A 17,192-nucleotide genomic window follows, 5' to 3' on the forward strand; every position below is an offset into this window, starting at 1 on the left:
GGGGTTGGCTGGGGGACGCTGCAAGTACGTCCATGTAAGCTCGGTCGCCGCATCCATGCGGCTCACGCCCCCAGCCAACCCACCCTCCCGGCCACGGACAATTTCCTGCGCACCGCGGGAAGATCAAAAGAAAAATCAAAAGCAAAAACCGATTCTTCAGACATTTGTGTCGACCAAGGTCGACATCTACCAGCAGCACAGAACGCCGTCCCGACAGATCGCGGGAGACTGTCGAAGGCGGGGTGGGTCCGGTTGCGGGGGTGTCCGCGGCATGGATGCCGCGGCCAAGCCCCCAGGGATGGGTTTACGGCGTCCCCCGCAACCGGATCCACCCCGCCATCCCACGGATAGCCAGCTTTTGCCGTTGCTCCGGCCTGTTGCCGTTGCCTCGGCGGGTGCAGGGCGCAGCCCTGCTGCCAAACCCCTCAGCAAGCCTCAGCAGCCGGCACGCGAGCACGCCCCAGCCACGCCAGCAGCAGCGCCGACGCCGCCAGCAGGCCGCCGGCCACCGGAATCGCGGCGTAGCCCAGCCCCAGGCTGATCACCGCACCACCCAGCGCCGCGCCCAGTGCATTGCCCAGGTTGAACGCACCCACGTTGATCGACGACGCCAGCCCCGGCGCCTCGCTGGCGGCCTGCATCACCCGGATCTGCAGCGGCGGCACGATGGCGAAGGTTGCCGCGCCGAACAGCAACACGCCAAGCGCTGCGGTCGCGTGGCTCATGAAGGCCAGCGGCAGCACGAACATCAGCACCGCCAGGATGGCCAGCAAAATGCGCGTGGCGCCGTCCAGCGACCAGTCGGCCATGCGTCCACCGATGCCGTTGCCGAAGGTGAAACCAATACCGATCAGTGCCAGCGACAATGCAATGAAGGCATTGGAAGCACCGGTAAGCTCGGTCAACACCGGCGCCACATAGGTGTAGAGGGTGAACATCGCGCCTGCGCCCAGCACCGTGGTCGCCATCGCCAGCAGCACCTGCGGTTGCATGATCGATTTCAGTTCACGCCGGACATCCGGGCGTGCACCTGCGGCCGACGGCGGCAGCGCCATCGCCAACGCGGTGATCGCCACCACGCCGAGTACGGCAGTGCCGGCAAAGGCCAAGCGCCACCCCAGCTGCTGGCCGACCCAGGTCGCCAGCGGTACGCCGCCGATGTTGGCGATGGTCAGGCCCATGAACATCGTTGCCACGGCCGCCGCCTGCTTGTCCTTCGGCACCAGGCTGGCGGCGACCACCGCGCCGATGCCGAAGAACGCGCCGTGATTGAGGCTGGTCACCAGCCGCGACAGCAACAGCAGGCCGTAGTTCGGGGCCAGCGCCGACAGCACGTTGCCGACCACGAAGATCGACATCAGCAGCATCAGCGCGGTGCGCTTGCCGAAGCGTCCCATCAGCAGGGTCATCACCGGCGCGCCCAGCATCACGCCCACCGCGTAGGCGGTGATCAGCATGCCGGCAGTGGGGATGCTGACCCCCACCCCGCTGGCGATGACCGGCAACAGGCCCATCGGGGTGAACTCGGTGGTACCAATGGCGAAGGCGCCGACGGCGAGTGCCAGCAATGCGGCTCTGGAATTCATGAGAGTTGCCTGCGTGGGGCAGGCCCTGTGAAAAATGAGCGCGTAGCCTGCGCGCTTTGCCGGCCGGGAGTAAGCCTCGGCGCGGGAAAACAGTGTTGATCCCGATTCACAAGTGTCGGGCAGGTCGGCCATCCGGGTAGCGCCGGGCCATGCCCGGCGAGCGCAGCGGGGCCCGGAAAGCAGAACCCCCGGCGCTGGCCGGGGGTTCGGGGTAATGCTTACCAGTCGCCGGCACCCGGCACGTGGTGTTCGCGTGCGCGGCGGCGCATCAGCAGGTTCAGCCACTCCACCAGCACCGAAAAGCCCATCGCGGCGTAGATGTAGGGCTTGGGCACGTGCACGTCCAGGCCGTCCAGGATCAGCACCGCACCGATCAGAAGGATGAAGGCCAGAGCCAGCATCTTCACGGTCGGGTTGGCATCGATGAAGCGGCCCAGCGGGTTGGCGGCCAGCAGCATCACTGCCACCGACAGCAGGATCGCAGCGACCATCACCGGCACGTGGTCGGCGATGCCGACGGCGGTGATCACCGAGTCCAGCGAGAACACGATGTCGATGATCGCGATCTGCGCGATCACGTAGCCGAACACGGCCGAGGTCTTGGTGGTGGTCGGGTCCTCGTCCTCGCCTCCGGTGATCATTTCCTTGATCTCCATCCAGCCCTTGATGATCAGGAACAGGCCACCGACGATCAGCACCAGGTCGCGGATGGAGATGCCCATGCCGGCCACGGTGAACAGGTTCGCCTGCATGTGCGCCAGGTACGCCAGCGACACCAGCAGGCCGATACGGGTGATGCACGCCACCGCGATGCCGAGGCGGCGCGCGAACGGCCGGCGGTTCTCGGGCAGCTTGCTGACGGCGATGGAGATGAACACCAGGTTGTCGATGCCAAGCACGATTTCCAGCGCGCTCAAGGTGAACAGGGTCAACCAGACATTCGGATCGGCGAGAAACTCAAGGGACATGGGAAGTCTTCAACAAGGGGGGAGGAAGAAGGATCAGCCGACGCTGGCCGGGAACAACCGCGGCACCAGCACCAGGGCCCAGCACAGCAGCACGTTCATCATCAGCACGAACACTGCCGCCGAGCCCATGTCCTTGGCACGGCCGGCCAGTTCATGGATTTCCGCGCCATAGCGTTCGATCACCGCCTCGATGGCCGAGTTGGCCAGCTCCATCGCCAGCACCAGCAGCATCGAGCCGATCATCAGCGCGCGCTCCACCGGTGTCTGGCCCAGCCAGATCGCCAGCGGCGTCAGCAGCACCAGCAGGTAGACCTCCAGCCGGAATGAGGACTCGTGCAGCCAGGCGGCTCGCAGGCCCTGCCAGGACCAACGGGCGGCCTGGAAGATGCGACGTGGGCCGCGGGGCATGTGGCCGAACTGATCAGCCACGGGTGAAGCATCCAGCAACAGGGGCGCGGCGCAGCGACCGCTCAGACGCACGGCAGGGAATCATGGGTGCACAGGGATAGGCAGACAGCCCCCATTTTGCCACAAGGGCGGCAATGGCAGCCCGGAAGCCCTGCCGGAAAGCCCCGCGAACGGCCCAGCACGGCCAAGCGCGGGGCCGGAGCAGCTTCTATGATGGATGCCCCCTGCCCTGCCGGAGTGCCTGATGACCCGTCCCCGCACCTGCCTGATCCTGCTCGGCCTGCTGGCCGCGCCGCTCGCCCAGGCCCTGAGCCCGCCGGCGCCGCCGCAGGTACCCGCGCAGGTCTCCAACGTGGCCTGGGCCGCCGACATGGCCTCCTTTGCCACCGCCGACCGCACCAATCCGCCGCCGCGCGGCGGCATCGAATTCATTGGCAGCTCGTCCTTCCGCATGTGGGACAGCCTGGCCCAGGACTTCCCGGGGCAACCGGTGTTCAACCGCGGCTTCGGAGGCTCGGAGGTACGCGACAGCACCTGGTACGCCGGCCAGGCGATCGTGCCGTACGCGCCGTGCAAGGTGTTCTTCTACGCCGGCGACAACGACCTCAACAGCGGCCGCAGCGCGACCCAGGTACGCGACGATGTGGTGGCCTTCGTGCAGCGCGTGCATCGCGACCTGCCGAAGACCAAGGTGGAGTACGTCTCCATCAAGCCCAGCCCGTCGCGGGCGCACCTGCTGCCGGCGATCAACGACGCCAACGCGAAGATCAAGGCTGCGCTGGCGAAGCTGCCCAACACCGGCTACACCGACATCTACACCCCGATGCTGGGGGCCGATGGACAGCCCGATGCCTCGCTGTTCCGCGAGGACATGCTGCACATGACCCCGGCCGGCTATGCGATCTGGACCAAGGCGCTGGCGCCGAAGGTCAACTGCAACTGAGTGATGCTGGGGTTGCCGGCCAGCGGCCGGCACTACCGGGACGCTTCATCCACGCATGGCGTGGATCTACTGCAGATCGCGGAACCTGTCGAAGGCGGGGCGCTGTGGGTTTGCAGGACCGTTGGCGCCATGGATGGCGCCATCGAGCCCCCATGGATGGGTTTACGGCGTGTCCTGCAAACTTTGCAGGACACCCACAGCGCCCCGCCATCCCACGGAATGTCCGCTGTTGCTGTTGCTTCGCAGCCCGGCCCTCAGCGGAAAATCACCGTCGCCTCGGTGCCCTTGCCCAGCTCGCTGGTCAAACTGACCTTCCAGCCGAAGCGTTCACACAGGCGACGCACGATCGACAGGCCCAGGCCCGTACCCTGCGGACGGCTGGGATCAGCACGATAGAACGGCTCGAATGCACGCGACAGCGCGTCGGCGGACATGCCGATGCCGGTATCGCTTACCACCACCCGGTCGTTGTGCACGTGCACGTCGATGCGACCTTCGTCGGTGTAGCTGCAGGCGTTGCGCACCAGGTTGCTGACCACCACCTGCAGCACCCGCGGCGGTGCATGCAGCTGCACGGCCGCGTCACTGTGCAGGTGCACCGCCAGTGGCCGGCCCACCAGCAGCTCGTTGGCGTTGTCCACTTCGTAGCGGACGATGTCGTTGACGTCGAACAGTTCCACCTGCGGCTCGACGTCGGCCTCGCGGGCCAGGATCAGGAACGCATCAATCACCGCTTCCATGTCCCGCCCGGCACGCTGGATGCGCTGCAGGCTGCGGCGCAGGCGCGGCTCCAGGCTTTCATCGCCCAGCGCCATGTCGCTGGCCACCCGGATGACCGTCAGCGGCGTGCGCAGTTCATGGCTGGCATCACGGGTGAAGTTGCGTTCGCGTGCCACGTGCGCAGTCACCCGGTTGGCCAGCGAATGCAGCGCCGCCGCCAGCTGCCGGGTCTCGCCCTGCATGTCCGCGGGCAGCTTGTTCGGCTCCAGATCGGCCGCTTCCGGATGACCCGGATCCCAGCGCGAGACGCGCCGCGCCAGCCAGTTCACCGGTGACACCAGGCGTTTGGACGCGCGGTAGGTGATCCAGGAGGCGCCATACACCGCCAGCAGGGTCAGCAGCACCGGCACGATGCCGAACCAGAACGCCAGCATCTCCGCGCGCGAGCGCAGGAACACCAGGTACAGGCGGCCCTCCTCACGGGCGTCGACCAGCACCAGCTGATCGTCGTCGGGCAGTTCGTGGAAACCCGGTTCCAACGTGCGCAGGTTGGCGGGCAGCGACAGGCTCGATTGCCCGCGCTCCAGCAGGTAGCCACGGATGTTCTGGGTATTGGGCGGCGGCTGCACGGGCGAGGCCTCGTGCAGCGTCCAGTAGTACGCCGCTTCTTCGCGCAGGGCAGCGCCCACCAGGCTGTGCTTGATCACCAGCGAAACCAGCCAGGCACCCAGCAGGATACCCAGGCTGGCCAGCACGGCTTGCAGGATGAAGGCGATACGGATCTTGCGCGGCAGGCCGTGCGGCATTGCGGTGTCCCGGTCAGAGCGCTGCGATTATAGGCAGCGCGCTGTGCCGTGATCGTGCATGGACGATGACGACCGGGCATCCGGAACGTTCACCCCTTCCCTGCCGACCACAGCCGTGCCGGTTCTGCTGCAACACCGGCACGACGTCGATCAGGCCATCGGCTGGGCGATATCGGCGATGCGATAGCCCGCGCTCTGCACGGTGTGCAGCAGCGGCCGATCAAACGGCTTGTCGATGATCTTGCGCAGGTTGTACAGGTGGCTGCGCAACGTGTCCGAATCAGGCAGGCCGTTGCCCCAGATTTCGCGCTCGATTTCCTGGCGGGTGACCACACGCGGCGATTCGCGCATCAGGATGGTCAGCAGGCGCAGGCCGATCGGCGACAGCTGCAGCTCGGTGCCGGCACGCGTGGCACGCATGCTGACCGGATCGAGCACCAGGTCGGCGACCTTGAGCACTTCCGAACCGACCTGGCGACGTTCGCGGCGGATCAGCGCGCGCAGGCGGGCTTCCAGTTCCTGGATCGCGAACGGCTTGGTCAGGTAATCATCGGCACCAAAACCAAGGCCGGTGAGCTTGTCATCCAGCGTGTCACGCGCGGTCAGCATCAGCACCGGGGTCGACTTGCGCGCATCGTTGCGCAGCCGGCGGCACACTTCGATGCCATCCAGTCGCGGCAGCATCAGGTCCAGCACGACCACGTCGTAGCTGTTCTCGGCAGCCAGACGGTAGCCGTCCAGGCCATCCTGCGCATAGTCCACCTCGAAGCCACGGCCTTCCAGGTACTCCCCGATCATCTCGGAGATGTTGCGGTTGTCTTCGACTACCAGCACCAAGCCGGAAGTCTCCTTCGTCTGACGCATGAGAATCCCTTTTTCTTCAGCTTTGTGAAACATGCCCGATCGACGGTGCACGCGATGTGAAGTTGCGTCAATGAAAAGAAGATGGCGTGCTCACAGCAGCGGTTTCAGCAGCGGCCATACGTTGTCCAGCACTTTCGGCTGCGCCTGCGCGGTCGGGTGCAGGCCATCGGCCTGCATCAAGCCCGGCTGCAGGGCCACGCCTTCCAGCAGGAACGGCAGCAACGGTACCTTGTACTGGGTGGCCAGGGCCCGGTACGCCGCCGCCAGGCGCTGGCGGTAGCCGGGCCCATAGTTGGGCGGCACGTCGATGCCCAGCAGCAGCACCTTGGCACCGGCCTTCTGGCTGGCCTGCACCATTTTTTCCAGGTTGCCCTGCACCTGCGCCGGGGTCAGGCCGCGCAGCGCATCGTTGCCGCCGAGGGCGATCACCACCACCGTGGGCTTCTCCCGCGCGAGCAGGCCCGGCAGCCGGGTCAGCGCGCCGGCGGTGGTTTCCCCGCTCATGCTGGCGTTGACGATGCGCGGCGGAGTTTTCGACTGCTGCCTGACCCGCTGCTGCAGCAGGCTGACCCAGCCTGCGTCGGCCGGGATATTGTGGGCGGCACTGAGGCTGTCACCGAGCACCAGCACGGTACCGGTGGCCGGACCTTTGGCACACGCCAGTGCCGGCAACAGCAGCAACCCTAGCAACAGCACCATCATTGCGCCGGCTTGCCGGCTCCATCCCGTCTTGTGCATTGGAGTCTCCTCATCGACAGCCTGTCCCCCCGCAGCGCGCCCGTCGCCATCGCCGTCGACCAGGTCGGCAAATCCGTGCATGGCCCGGAGGGTGAAGTCCACATACTGGACAACATCACCCTGACCGTCCATGAAGGCACCAGCGTGGCCATCGTCGGCGCCTCCGGTTCCGGCAAGACCACCCTGCTCGGCCTGCTGGCCGGGCTGGACCTGCCCAGCCGCGGCCGCATCACGCTGGCAGGCCAGGATCTGACGGCATTGGACGAAGAAGCCCGTGCACAACTGCGCGCCCGCGACGTCGGCTTCGTGTTCCAGAGCTTCCACCTGCTGCCGGCGCTGACGGCGGCCGAGAACATCGCGCTGCCGCTGGAACTGGCCGGGCGCGAGGACCGCACGCGGGTGGACGAGGTGCTGGCTGCGGTCGGGCTATCGCACCGCGCCCGCCACTATCCGCGGCAGTTGTCCGGCGGCGAGCAGCAGCGTGTGGCCCTCGCCCGCGCGTTCGTCAGCCGCCCGCGCATCCTGTTCGCCGATGAGCCCACCGGCTCGCTGGACCAGGCCACCGGCCAGCACATCAGCGATCTGCTGTTCGAACTCAATGCCGGCAGCGGAACCACGCTGGTGCTGGTCACCCATGATCTGCGCCTGGCGCAGCGCTGCCAGTACATCCATCGCATCGACAACGGCCGCCTGCAGCCGGTGGAACATGGAGTGGACGCATGAACCTGCTGCGGCATGCGTGGCGCGCGCTGCGCCGCGAAGCCCTGGCCGGTGACCTGCTGACCGTCTTCGCCGCCCTGGTACTGGGCGTGGCGGTGATGACGGCGGTGGGCACGCTGGTCAACCGGGTCAACCTGGCCCTGACCGGCAGCGCGGCGGAAATGCTCGGCGGCGACCTCGGCGTGGCCGGGCGCGATGACCCGCCTGCGGCATTCGCCGACGAGGCGCAGCGACGCGGCCTGGCGTACACACGGCTGGCCAGCTTCGGCAGCGTGCTGTTCCAGGGCGATGCCAGCCAGATGGCCAGCATCAAGGCCGTGGAAGCAGGCTACCCGCTGCGCGGCGCGCTGCGTGTGCGCGCCACGCCCGGCGGCACGCTGATTGCCGACGCCGGCATGCCGGCCAAGGGCCAGGCCTATGCCGATCCACGCCTGCTGCAGGCGTTGGGCCTGAAGTCCGGCGACGATCTGGAATTTGGTGCAGGCACGCTGCGCATTGCCGGCATCATCGAATCGGAACCGGATGCCGGCGGCGACCTGCTGACGCTGTCGCCGACCCTGTTGGTCAACCGCGCCGATGTGGAAGGCACCGGCCTGCTCGGCCCCGGCAGCCGTATCAACTACCGGCTGATGTTCGCCGGCCCGGCCACCGATATCGCTGCATTCCGGCAATGGCTGCTGCCGCAGGTGAAGGGCATGCGCCTGCTCAGCGTGAACGATACCCAGCGCGGGGTGCGCCAGGCCTTCGACCTGGCCGGTCGTTTCCTCGGTCTGAGCGCACTGCTGGCTGTGCTGCTGGCCGGCGTGGCCACCGCACTGGCGGCCAACCGGTTCGCCCTGCGTCGCATCGACCAGGTGGCGATCCTGCGCTGCCTGGGCGCACGCCAGCGCGACATCCTGGCTGGCCTGGCCCTGCAGCTGCTGATGCTGGCGGTGCCTGCCTGTGCGATCGGCATCGGCCTGGGCATGGCGGCGCAGGAAGGATTGGTGCAGGTACTGGGCAGCCTGGTGCCGCAACGCCTGCCGTTGCCCGAAGCGATGCCCGCGCTGACCGGCGCGGGGATTGGCCTGTTGCTGCTGTTCGGCTTCGGACTGCCGCCGCTGCTGCGCCTGCGTGGCGTGCCGCCGATGCGTGTGCTCAACCGCTCGTTCGCCGCCTTGCCGCCTGCTTCGCTGCTGGCCTATGTGGCCGCACTGGCCGCCAGCCTGGCACTGGCGGTGCAGGTCACCGGCGATCTGAAGCTGGCCCTGTGGGTGCTGGGTGGGCTGGCCGGGCTGGCGGTCGCCGCAGGCGTGGTCGGGTTCCTGCTGCTGCAACTGCTGCGTGGCCTGCAGCACCGCCTGCACGGCAACTGGCGATTGGGCCTGGCGGCGCTGACACGGCGGCGGATGCTGGCGGTGATGCAGCTGGTGGGGCTGTCTCTGTCGCTGTGCGCCCTGCTGTTGCTGGCGGTGATCGGCCCCGGCCTGCTGCAGCAGTGGCGCGAGCGCCTCCCCGCGGACACGCCGAACTACTTCCTGATCAACATCCAGCCCGAGCAGCGCGACAGCGTGCTGGCCGCGCTGCAGGGCCTGGGTGCGGATGATGCCAGCATCGAACCGATGGCCACCGGCCGCCTGATCGCAATCAACGGCAAACCACCGCTGCGGGTGGACCGCACGCCGGCCGACGACACCCAGCCGCAGGGCGAAGGACAGCGCGACGACGATGACGAGAACCGGCCACTGAACTTCAGTTGGCGCAGCACGTTCCCGCCGGCCAACACACTGGTCAACGGCACGTTCTGGAAACCGGACAGCACCGCCGCCGAGGCATCCGTGGAGATCGGCTGGGCCAAGCGCTATGGCGTGTACCCGGGTGATCGCATCACCATTGCGGTGGGCGAACAGGAGCGCGAGTTCACCGTCACCAGCGTGCGCAAGGCCGACTGGAACACCTTCCGGCCGAACTTCTTCGTGCTGTTGAACCCGAATGCGGTGGGCGATACGCCGCACAACCTGCTGTCGGCGTTCCACCTGCCGGCGGGACAGGCGGCGGGTCTCGGGGCCCTGGTGCGCGCGCAGCCGAACCTGTCGCTGCTGGACGTGGATGCGGTGATCTCGCAGGTGCGCGATGTGATGGAACGGGTGGCGCAGGCGGTGCAGCTGGTGATGGTGTTCAGCCTGCTGGCCGGCGTGCTGGTGCTGCTGGCGGCACTGCAGGCGACGGCTGGCGAGCGCCGCTATGACAGCGCGGTGCTGCGTACGCTGGGTGCAACGCGGCGCCAGCTGCGTGGCGCGGTACTGGTCGAGTTCGGTGCGCTGGGCGCGTTGGCGGCGCTGTTGGCGGTAGGCGCGGCAGCGGTGATCGGCGTGGCGGTGTCGCAGAAGGTGTTCGAGCTGCCGCTGCTGCCGCCGTGGCCGGGCCTGCTGCTGGGTGGGCTGCTCGGTATTGCGCTGAGCCTGCTGGCCGGCTGGTTGGGCACCCGGCGGATCCTGCACACGCCGCCGGCATTGGCGCTGCGGGAGGCCTGACACCGTTGTGAAAGCAAAGGCATCCACGCGTGGCGTGGATCTACCAGCGATAGCCCCAGTAGATCCACGCCATGCGTGGATGCAGTGCCGAGCAAGCCCGGCACCCTCCGCGCCGATCAACCTTCCTTCGGCGCCTTTTCCACGTACTTGGCGAAGACTTCGTCGATCTGGGTGTCCTTCACCTTCTTGCCGGCCTGCACGTCTTCGGCCTGAGTGAACAGCGGAATGATCATCGCCATGCCGTCGAGCTTGGTCTTCAGGTGCACGCCCGGGGCCTGGGTCAGGAAGCCGTCCCAACGCTGGCGTACCTTGCTCCAGTAACCGGCAGTGGCCTTCCAGTAATCACGCGCCGGGGTGAAGTCGACCTCGGTGGTCTTGATGTAGTCGTTGAAGCCGAATTCGCGGGCGATTTCGACGTGGCTGCCATCAGCGTTGCGCTGCACCTTGGTGTTGAACTGCTCGTGGGTCCAGCCGTTCGGGGTGAGCGTGTGGCGGTTGACCACGGCCAGCGCGTTGTAATCGCTGCGCTTGGTGTACTCACGCCGCGGCAGCGGGCGCCAGCTGATGTCGCTGGTCCAGGTCGGCACGTTGTTGCCGTAGGTCCACGTGCCGGTGCCGCAGTAGCGCGGTGCATCGCTGACTTCGTACACGCACTGGGTCCAGGCGCCCTGGTTGGTCGCCGCCGGAATCGTGCGCACCTGCCAGGTCTGGTCGGCGCTGAACTCGAAACGGTTCGGCGCTTCGTACACCCAGTCCTGGCGCCAGTGCTTGGTCACATGGCCGCTCTTCTCGTCCAGCAGCAGGTGCTGCAGCACGATGCGCTTCGGGCTGTCCTCGACCACGATCACCACTTCGTTGCCGCCGCTGCGCATGGCCGGTGCGCGCTCGTAGCCCGGCTTCAGCAGCACGGTCTCGTCGAAGGCAAAATCCACCGTGTACTCACCCTGCATGGCCAGGATGCTGTCGTGGTCGCGGGCGATGTCGGAGGGCTGCGCGTCGGCGGCGCCACTGGCGGCGAGCAGCACCATCACGCTGGCTGTCTGGAACTTCATCGGGTCTTCCTTCGGGGTTGCAGGTTTCGTGGAAAGGCCATCCTGGCCAGCGGGCGATCCATCGCAATCAGGTCACAGGCGGACCAGCGGCAGGTCGCCGGGAGCGCGCGCGGCAGGGCGGCGTGCGGCATCGGCACAACAACAGTCGTCGATCGCCAGTTCGCCTTCGGCGCCTTCGATGCGCGCGATCCGGCGCGCGGTGGCGGCTCCCAGCGACGACAACGTGGACAGGCTGGCAGCGAGCGTGCGGCCTTCGTCGGCAGCGTGCAGGCGCAGCGTGCACAGGCGCCAGCGTTGGCCGCCCAGGTGCCCGGCCAGGCGCCGCCACAGGCGCTCACCAACGCTGCCCTCGGCATCGTGCGAAGGACCGGGCGGCAGCGTCGCCACCAGCCGGTCCCAGGCCAGGAAATCACTGTCCGGCAACAGGTACAGGCGCCACACGCAGCGGCCGCGTGCATCGAGGAAGCACAGGCTTTCGCGCAGGCCCTCGCTGTCCACGCCCTGGCAGGCATGCACCGATACCGCCTGGCGCCAACCGCCCAGCTCGTTGCCATCGGCGTGGTACAGGCACAACACGGTGCCGAGCGCTGCCAGCTGTGCCGGCGCAGGCCAGGCCCGCAGCGACGAACGCGACAGGGAGGACGGCAGGCGACGTGCAGACAGGGCTCGGCTCATGGGATCACCAGGACACGGCAAGGCTGGCCGACAGAGTGCGGCCGGGGCTGGTATAGCGGTCCAGAACGGTGCTGCTGGCCGACAGGGTCGAGCCGACGTTGGACCAGTCGATGTAACGCTTGTCACCCAGGTTGAAGACACCGACGTTGAAGGTGGCGCCCGGGGCGAAGTTCCAGTGCGCCATCAGATCGGCCACGCCGTAGCCGGCCGGTCGATAGATGCTGGCCGAGGCCACGCGGTCCTTGCGCTTGACGAAGGTACCGGCCAGTTCCACGCCCCAGGAGTCGGTGTCGTACATCAGGCCGACGGTGCCGCGCATCGGATCGACCGAATCCAGCGGCACATCGGCGGTCTTGTTGTCGCCGCGCGACCACGCCACCGCACTGCGCAGCGCCCAACCCTGCAGCGCCGGGCTGATCTGGCCGAAGTCGACCCCGGCCTTCAGTTCGGCACCGTAGATGCGTGCGTCGGCGATGTTGCGCGACTGGAACACCATCAAGCCCTGCGCGTTGGTGCCCACCAGCGTCTGCGACTCGATGAAGTCCTTGTAGTCGTTGTAGTAGCCGCTCAGGCTCACGTACGCCGCCGGCGACAGGAAGCGCATGCCCAGTTCGACGCCGTCGCTGGTTTCCGGCTTCAGGTCCGGATTGGGAATGGCGGTGTAGCCGAAAGCGAAGTTGGTGAAACCAAGATTGACGTCGTTGTACGGCGGCGAGCGGAAGCCACGCGAATAACCGGCAAACAGCGACCACTCATCGGTAAAGCGATAGACCAGGCCGAACTTCGGCGACACGCTGGTCTTCTTCAGCTCCGACACGGCCACGCCGGGATTGTCCTCGGCGAAGATGCTGTCCACGTCCGGCTTCAGTTCGTAGCGGTCCACGCGCACGCCCGGCACCAGCGACAGCTTGCCGTCGGCCAGGCGCATTTCATCCTGTGCGTACAGGCCCAGCTCGGTGGTCTTGCTGATCGGGAAATCGCGCACGGGGAACGCGTCGGGCAGGATCGTCGTGCTGACCACGCCACGGTTGCTGACCTGGTAGCCATCGCGCTTCTGGCGGATCTCGGTGCGGGCGCCATCGAAGCCATAGGTCAGCGCGTGTTCGACACTGCCGGTGCTGAACGCCTTGTTGAACACAGCCTGCAGGCCATACACGCGCTGGTCGAAACTGAACTCGCGATGGCGGCGGCTGCCGTTGGCGCGCGCTTCATCGGTACGCTGCGTGGTTTCGCTGTCCTGCGTATAGACCTGCCAGTGCAGGCTGTCGGCGAAGCCCTTGTCCAGCGCATCCATCTCGTGGGCGAAGGACACGCGGGTGCGGTTCTGCGTGTCGCGCGCCTTCATGCCGGTGGTGGTGGTGCGGTCGATCGAGGACAGCACGTTGGTATCTGTGTTGTCTTCGTTGCCTTCCACGGTCAGGCGGAAACGCTGGTCGTCGCTGGGCGCATAGACCAGCTTGGCCAGGCCGCTGCGACCATCGCGGTCCTGCGGGTTGGCCGCGGTGCGCGTGTTGTCGCTGCTGCGCACATCGCCCTTGTTGTCGGTTTCCTGGCCCTGGCGGTGGTTGATGTTGACCATGCCGCTCCAGTGCTCGCCACCGAAGGCGCTGGTCACGCCGCCGAGCAGGCCTTTCCACTCGCCGTCGTAGCCGAACTTCAGGCCGACGTAGCTGTCCTTGCCATCCTTGAGGTAATCGCCCGGGTCCTTGGTGACGAAGGCAACCACGCCACCGAGTGCGTCCGAGCCGTACAGCGAGCTGGCCGGGCCGCGCACGATCTCCACGCGCTTGAGCGTGTCCAGGTCGGTGAAGTTGCGGTTGGCGTTGGAGAACGAGCCGATGTTGAAGCTGGTCGGCATGGCGATGCCGTCGGTCTGGATGCGCACGCGGTTGCCGTCCAGGCCGCGGATGCGGATGCTGCCGATGCCGAAGCGGGTGGCGCTGCGGCTGACCGACAGGCCCGGCTCGTAGCGCACCAGATCCTTGATGTCCTGCACCAGCTGGCGGTCCATCTGCTCGCGGTCGATCACATCGACGGTGGCAGCGACATCGCTGACCGCACGTTCGGTACGGGTGGCGGTGACCTGCACGCGATCGAACTCGCGCGCGTCGGGCGCGGCGTCGGCAGCAGCATGGGCGGACAGCGGCAGGGCCATCCACAGGGCAATGGAAAGGGCAGTCGGGCGGGTCATCGGCATCGTTCGGTCAGGCAGGGGAACCCCCGGCCACCGCCACGCCAAGCAGGCATGAACGGTAGACCGAGGGGGAGAGAGCAGGAGCGGACGGGTCGCCCACCCTGCCGGCGCGGCCGACAGGAGGGAGGGAGGCGGGCGACCAGACCGCGTTACTTGGTCAGGATCAGCTTGTCGTTGCTGGTATGACGCAGACGGTAGAAACGATCACCGTGCTGGATCAGGATTTCACGACGGCCCTTGAGCAGGGCTTCGCTGTCGATGACCTCTTCCGGCGGCACGACACGAACCGGGCGGTCGCGGAGGGTCAACGTTTCGGGGCGCAGCAGTACAGGTTGAGCATTCATGAGCATCTGGACTCGTGCGAGGGACGAGTTAAATGATAATGATTCTCAGTTGACAATCAACAATCATTCTCAACTTAATTGATGGAATTAATGATCGAAATTTCAATTTCGATAGTCTTTGCCTATCGAAATAGGTGCAATTGGGCGCGGTAAGGCCGGCCGAGCGTGGGCTCGGCCCTACAACCTGTCCTCGGCCCTCAGGCGAATACGGCTTCCACCTGCGCCCAGCCGGCATCATCCACCTGCGCCAGTACGTCCAGCGCCTGCAGGTTCTGCAGCAGCTGGCTGACCCGGCTGGCGCCGAGGATCACGCTGGAGACGTTGGGATTGCGCAGGCACCAGGCGATGGCCAGGCTGGCCGGGGCGTGGCCCAGCTCGCGGGCTACCGCACTGAAGCGTCGCACTTGGGCCAGGCGCGCATCGGCGTTGTCGCCCAGCACCAGGTCCTGCAACCAGCCCATGCCTTCGCGGCCCAGCCGCGCATCGGCCGGCACGCCGTCGTCATACTTGCCGCTCAGCAGGCCCGAGGCCAGCGGCGAGAAGATCGTGGTACCCAGCCCGGCGGTGGCATACAGCGGCGCGTACTCCACCTCCACCCGCTCCCGATGCAGCAGGTTGTACTGCGGCTGCTCCATCGACGGTGCCTGCAGGTTGTGGCGCGCGGCGATGTCCACCGCTTGCTGGATCTGGTTGGCCGACCATTCCGAGGTGCCCCAGTACAGCACCTTGCCCTGCCGGACCAGGGTATCCATGGCATGCACCGTCTCAGCGATCGGGGCGTCCGGATCCGGGCGATGACAATAATAAAGGTCCAGATAGTCCACCCGCAGGCGCTTGAGCGCAGCGTGGCAGGCGTCGGTCACATGCTTGCGCGACAGGCCGCGTTGGGTCGGCCGCGGGTCCTTGGCACTGCCGAAGAACACCTTGCTGGACACGCAGAAGCCATCGCGCGGCAGCCGCAGGTCGGCCATCACATCGCCCATCACCTGCTCGGCGCGGCCGTTGGCATAGCCCTCGGCGTTGTCGAAGAAGTTGATGCCATGATCCCAGGCCGCCGCCACCAGGTTGCGCGCCTCATCGCGTGGCACCTGGTCGCCGAAGGTCACCCAGGCGCCGAAGGACAGGGCGGACATCGGCAGGCCGGTGGAGCCAAGGCGACGGTAGAGCATGCGATTCTCCTGCTGCGGGCCCGCATTCGGGCCGGGATCAAGCCACCATTCTACCTGTCCCGGCAGGCGCAACCCCTTGCTGTTGCTGGCCTGATCGGAGCCGATGGCCGCGCGCAGACCGCTTTTCCTTGCTCCGGCCCCTGCCCTGCACTAGGCTTCCCGTTTTTCGCGACGCCCCAGGGGAGTCACTCAGATGGTCGAAGGTTTGGGCAGGATCGGCTTCGGCCTGTTCGGTTTGGCGGTGCTGATCGGCATCACCTGGCTGTTTTCCAACAACAAGCGCGCGGTGGACTGGAAGCTGGTCGCCACCGGCATCACCCTGCAGATCGCCTTTGCGGCACTGGTGATCCTGGTACCGGGCGGGCGCGACGTATTCGATGCGCTGGGCCAGGGCTTCGTGAAGGTGCTGAGCTTCGTCAACGAGGGCTCAAGCTTCATCTTCGGCTCGTTGATGGACGTCAAGAACTACGGTTTCATCTTCGCCTTCCAGGTGCTGCCGACGATCATCTTCTTCTCGGCGCTGATGGGGGTCATGTACCACCTCAACGTCATGCAGGCGATCGTGCGGGTGATGGCCTGGTCGATCACCAAGGTGATGCGCGTGTCCGGTGCGGAAACCACCAGCGTCTGCGCCAGCGTGTTCATCGGCCAGACCGAGGCACCGCTGACGGTGCGTCCGTACATCGCCAAGATGACCCAGTCCGAGCTGCTGACGATGATGATCGGCGGCATGGCCCATATCGCCGGCGGCGTGCTTGCCGCGTACGTGGGCATGCTCGGCGGCGGCGATCCGGTGCAGCAGGCGTTCTACGCCAAGCATCTGCTGGCGGCCAGCATCATGGCGGCCCCGGCCACCCTGGTCGTGGCCAAGCTGCTGATTCCGGAAACCGGTACCCCGCTGACCCGCGGCACGGTCAAGATGGAAGTGGAGAAGACCTCCAGCAACATCATCGACGCGGCCGCTGCCGGCGCCGGTGACGGCCTGAAGCTGGCACTGAACATCGGTGCGATGCTGCTGGCCTTCATCGCCCTGATCGCCCTGCTCAATGCGCCGCTGACCTGGATTGGTGAAGTCACCGGCCTGGCGGCTGCGATCGGCAAGCCGACCGACCTGTCGACCATCTTCGGCTACGTGCTGGCGCCGATTGCCTGGGTGATCGGTACCCCGTGGGCCGACGCCACCACCGTCGGTTCGCTGATCGGCCAGAAGGTCGTGATCAACGAGTTCGTCGCTTACACCGAACTGTCGAAGATCGTGAATGGCCAGGTGCCGGGCATGAGCCTGTCCGACGAAGGTCGCCTGATCGCCACCTACGCGCTGTGCGGCTTCGCCAATTTCAGCTCGATCGCGATCCAGATCGGCGGCATCGGCGGGTTGGCACCGGAGCGACGCCACGATCTGGCCAAGTTCGGCCTGCGCGCGGTGCTGGGCGGTACCATCGCCACCTTCATGACGGCTACCATCGCCGGCGTGCTGACGCATTTCAGCTGA

Annotated in this window: 15 protein-coding genes; 4 read left to right on the forward strand and 11 right to left on the reverse strand. The window is 66.8% G+C overall.

Going from position 1 to position 17,192, the window contains the following annotated elements; genetic code table 11:
* Positions 1-425 precede the first annotated feature (425 nt).
* The 3 genes from AC13GI_RS17775 to AC13GI_RS17785 all read right to left on the reverse strand — a co-directional run bounded on the left by AC13GI_RS17775 (position 426) and on the right by AC13GI_RS17785 (position 2,983).
* A complete protein-coding gene (locus AC13GI_RS17775; protein WP_346578970.1) occupies positions 426-1,586 on the reverse strand; it encodes an MFS transporter in 1,161 nt (386 codons plus the stop codon).
* Between the two features lie 218 nt (positions 1,587-1,804).
* Entirely contained in the window at positions 1,805-2,554 is a 750-nt protein-coding gene (locus tag AC13GI_RS17780) for a TerC family protein (protein WP_340570609.1), read from the reverse strand.
* Between the two features lie 33 nt (positions 2,555-2,587).
* The gene (locus AC13GI_RS17785) at positions 2,588-2,983 is read right to left on the reverse strand and encodes a diacylglycerol kinase (RefSeq protein ID WP_025877898.1); all 396 of its coding nucleotides are present in this window, start codon (positions 2,981-2,983) and stop codon (positions 2,588-2,590) included.
* Between the two features lie 223 nt (positions 2,984-3,206).
* Between AC13GI_RS17785 and AC13GI_RS17790 the strand changes: the two genes are divergently transcribed.
* Complete coding sequence (locus AC13GI_RS17790) at positions 3,207-3,905, forward strand: SGNH/GDSL hydrolase family protein (protein WP_180166785.1); 699 nt, start codon at positions 3,207-3,209, stop codon at positions 3,903-3,905.
* 254 nt (positions 3,906-4,159) lie between these two features.
* On the opposite strand, the gene AC13GI_RS17795 is transcribed toward AC13GI_RS17790, so the two are convergent.
* From AC13GI_RS17795 to AC13GI_RS17805, 3 genes are all read right to left on the reverse strand, one after another.
* Positions 4,160-5,431, reverse strand: coding sequence for a sensor histidine kinase (locus tag AC13GI_RS17795; RefSeq protein ID WP_180166784.1), 1,272 nt, complete (start codon positions 5,429-5,431; stop codon positions 4,160-4,162).
* A 150-nt stretch (positions 5,432-5,581) separates the two neighbouring features.
* Positions 5,582-6,295 carry a response regulator transcription factor gene (locus tag AC13GI_RS17800; RefSeq protein ID WP_002811889.1) on the reverse strand — a complete coding sequence of 238 codons (714 nt, stop codon included), beginning with the start codon at positions 6,293-6,295 and terminating at the stop codon, positions 5,582-5,584.
* 90 nt (positions 6,296-6,385) lie between these two features.
* Positions 6,386-7,033 (reverse strand): arylesterase, encoded by a 648-nt coding sequence (locus AC13GI_RS17805; RefSeq protein ID WP_099820265.1) that lies wholly within the window; start codon positions 7,031-7,033, stop codon positions 6,386-6,388.
* Between the two features lie 75 nt (positions 7,034-7,108).
* On the opposite strand from AC13GI_RS17805, the gene AC13GI_RS17810 reads away from it, so the two are divergent.
* A complete protein-coding gene (locus tag AC13GI_RS17810; RefSeq protein WP_033832045.1) occupies positions 7,109-7,756 on the forward strand; it encodes an ABC transporter ATP-binding protein in 648 nt (215 codons plus the stop codon).
* The gene (locus AC13GI_RS17815; RefSeq protein ID WP_482996954.1) at positions 7,753-10,266 is read left to right on the forward strand and encodes an ABC transporter permease; all 2,514 of its coding nucleotides are present in this window, start codon (positions 7,753-7,755) and stop codon (positions 10,264-10,266) included. The genes AC13GI_RS17810 and AC13GI_RS17815 overlap by 4 nt, the downstream gene beginning before the upstream one ends.
* Positions 10,267-10,382: 116 nt before the next feature.
* On the opposite strand, the gene AC13GI_RS17820 is transcribed toward AC13GI_RS17815, so the two are convergent.
* The 5 genes from AC13GI_RS17820 to AC13GI_RS17840 all read right to left on the reverse strand — a co-directional run bounded on the left by AC13GI_RS17820 (position 10,383) and on the right by AC13GI_RS17840 (position 15,700).
* Entirely contained in the window at positions 10,383-11,318 is a 936-nt protein-coding gene (locus AC13GI_RS17820; protein WP_482996955.1) for a DUF6607 family protein, read from the reverse strand.
* A 72-nt stretch (positions 11,319-11,390) separates the two neighbouring features.
* A complete protein-coding gene (locus AC13GI_RS17825; protein ID WP_099820270.1) occupies positions 11,391-11,993 on the reverse strand; it encodes a ChuX/HutX family heme-like substrate-binding protein in 603 nt (200 codons plus the stop codon).
* Between the two features lie 4 nt (positions 11,994-11,997).
* On the reverse strand, positions 11,998-14,184 hold the full coding sequence (locus AC13GI_RS17830) for a TonB-dependent hemoglobin/transferrin/lactoferrin family receptor (protein WP_482996956.1): 2,187 nt from the start codon (positions 14,182-14,184) through the stop codon (positions 11,998-12,000).
* A gap of 152 nt (positions 14,185-14,336) precedes the next feature.
* On the reverse strand, positions 14,337-14,531 hold the full coding sequence (gene hemP, locus AC13GI_RS17835; protein WP_005412278.1) for a hemin uptake protein HemP: 195 nt from the start codon (positions 14,529-14,531) through the stop codon (positions 14,337-14,339).
* Positions 14,532-14,728: 197 nt separating this feature from the next.
* Positions 14,729-15,700 carry an aldo/keto reductase gene (locus tag AC13GI_RS17840; RefSeq protein WP_482996957.1) on the reverse strand — a complete coding sequence of 324 codons (972 nt, stop codon included), beginning with the start codon at positions 15,698-15,700 and terminating at the stop codon, positions 14,729-14,731.
* Between the two features lie 193 nt (positions 15,701-15,893).
* On the opposite strand from AC13GI_RS17840, the gene AC13GI_RS17845 reads away from it, so the two are divergent.
* On the forward strand, positions 15,894-17,192 hold the full coding sequence (locus AC13GI_RS17845; RefSeq protein WP_380657779.1) for a NupC/NupG family nucleoside CNT transporter: 1,299 nt from the start codon (positions 15,894-15,896) through the stop codon (positions 17,190-17,192).

The organism is Stenotrophomonas sp. 82F1 (genome assembly GCF_056861525.1).

Coding starts and splice junctions, on each gene's coding strand:
- AC13GI_RS17775 (WP_346578970.1), bottom strand. CDS start 1,586: ATGAATTCCAGAGCCGCATTGCTGGCACTCGCCGTCGGCGCCTTCGCC.
- AC13GI_RS17780 (WP_340570609.1), bottom strand. CDS start 2,554: ATGTCCCTTGAGTTTCTCGCCGATCCGAATGTCTGGTTGACCCTGTTC.
- AC13GI_RS17790 (WP_180166785.1), top strand. CDS start 3,207: ATGACCCGTCCCCGCACCTGCCTGATCCTGCTCGGCCTGCTGGCCGCG.
- AC13GI_RS17795 (WP_180166784.1), bottom strand. CDS start 5,431: ATGCCGCACGGCCTGCCGCGCAAGATCCGTATCGCCTTCATCCTGCAA.
- AC13GI_RS17800 (WP_002811889.1), bottom strand. CDS start 6,295: ATGCGTCAGACGAAGGAGACTTCCGGCTTGGTGCTGGTAGTCGAAGAC.
- AC13GI_RS17805 (WP_099820265.1), bottom strand. CDS start 7,033: ATGCACAAGACGGGATGGAGCCGGCAAGCCGGCGCAATGATGGTGCTG.
- AC13GI_RS17815 (WP_482996954.1), top strand. CDS start 7,753: ATGAACCTGCTGCGGCATGCGTGGCGCGCGCTGCGCCGCGAAGCCCTG.
- AC13GI_RS17820 (WP_482996955.1), bottom strand. CDS start 11,318: ATGAAGTTCCAGACAGCCAGCGTGATGGTGCTGCTCGCCGCCAGTGGC.
- AC13GI_RS17825 (WP_099820270.1), bottom strand. CDS start 11,993: ATGAGCCGAGCCCTGTCTGCACGTCGCCTGCCGTCCTCCCTGTCGCGT.
- AC13GI_RS17830 (WP_482996956.1), bottom strand. CDS start 14,184: ATGACCCGCCCGACTGCCCTTTCCATTGCCCTGTGGATGGCCCTGCCG.
- hemP (WP_005412278.1), bottom strand. CDS start 14,531: ATGAATGCTCAACCTGTACTGCTGCGCCCCGAAACGTTGACCCTCCGC.
- AC13GI_RS17840 (WP_482996957.1), bottom strand. CDS start 15,700: ATGCTCTACCGTCGCCTTGGCTCCACCGGCCTGCCGATGTCCGCCCTG.
- AC13GI_RS17845 (WP_380657779.1), top strand. CDS start 15,894: ATGGTCGAAGGTTTGGGCAGGATCGGCTTCGGCCTGTTCGGTTTGGCG.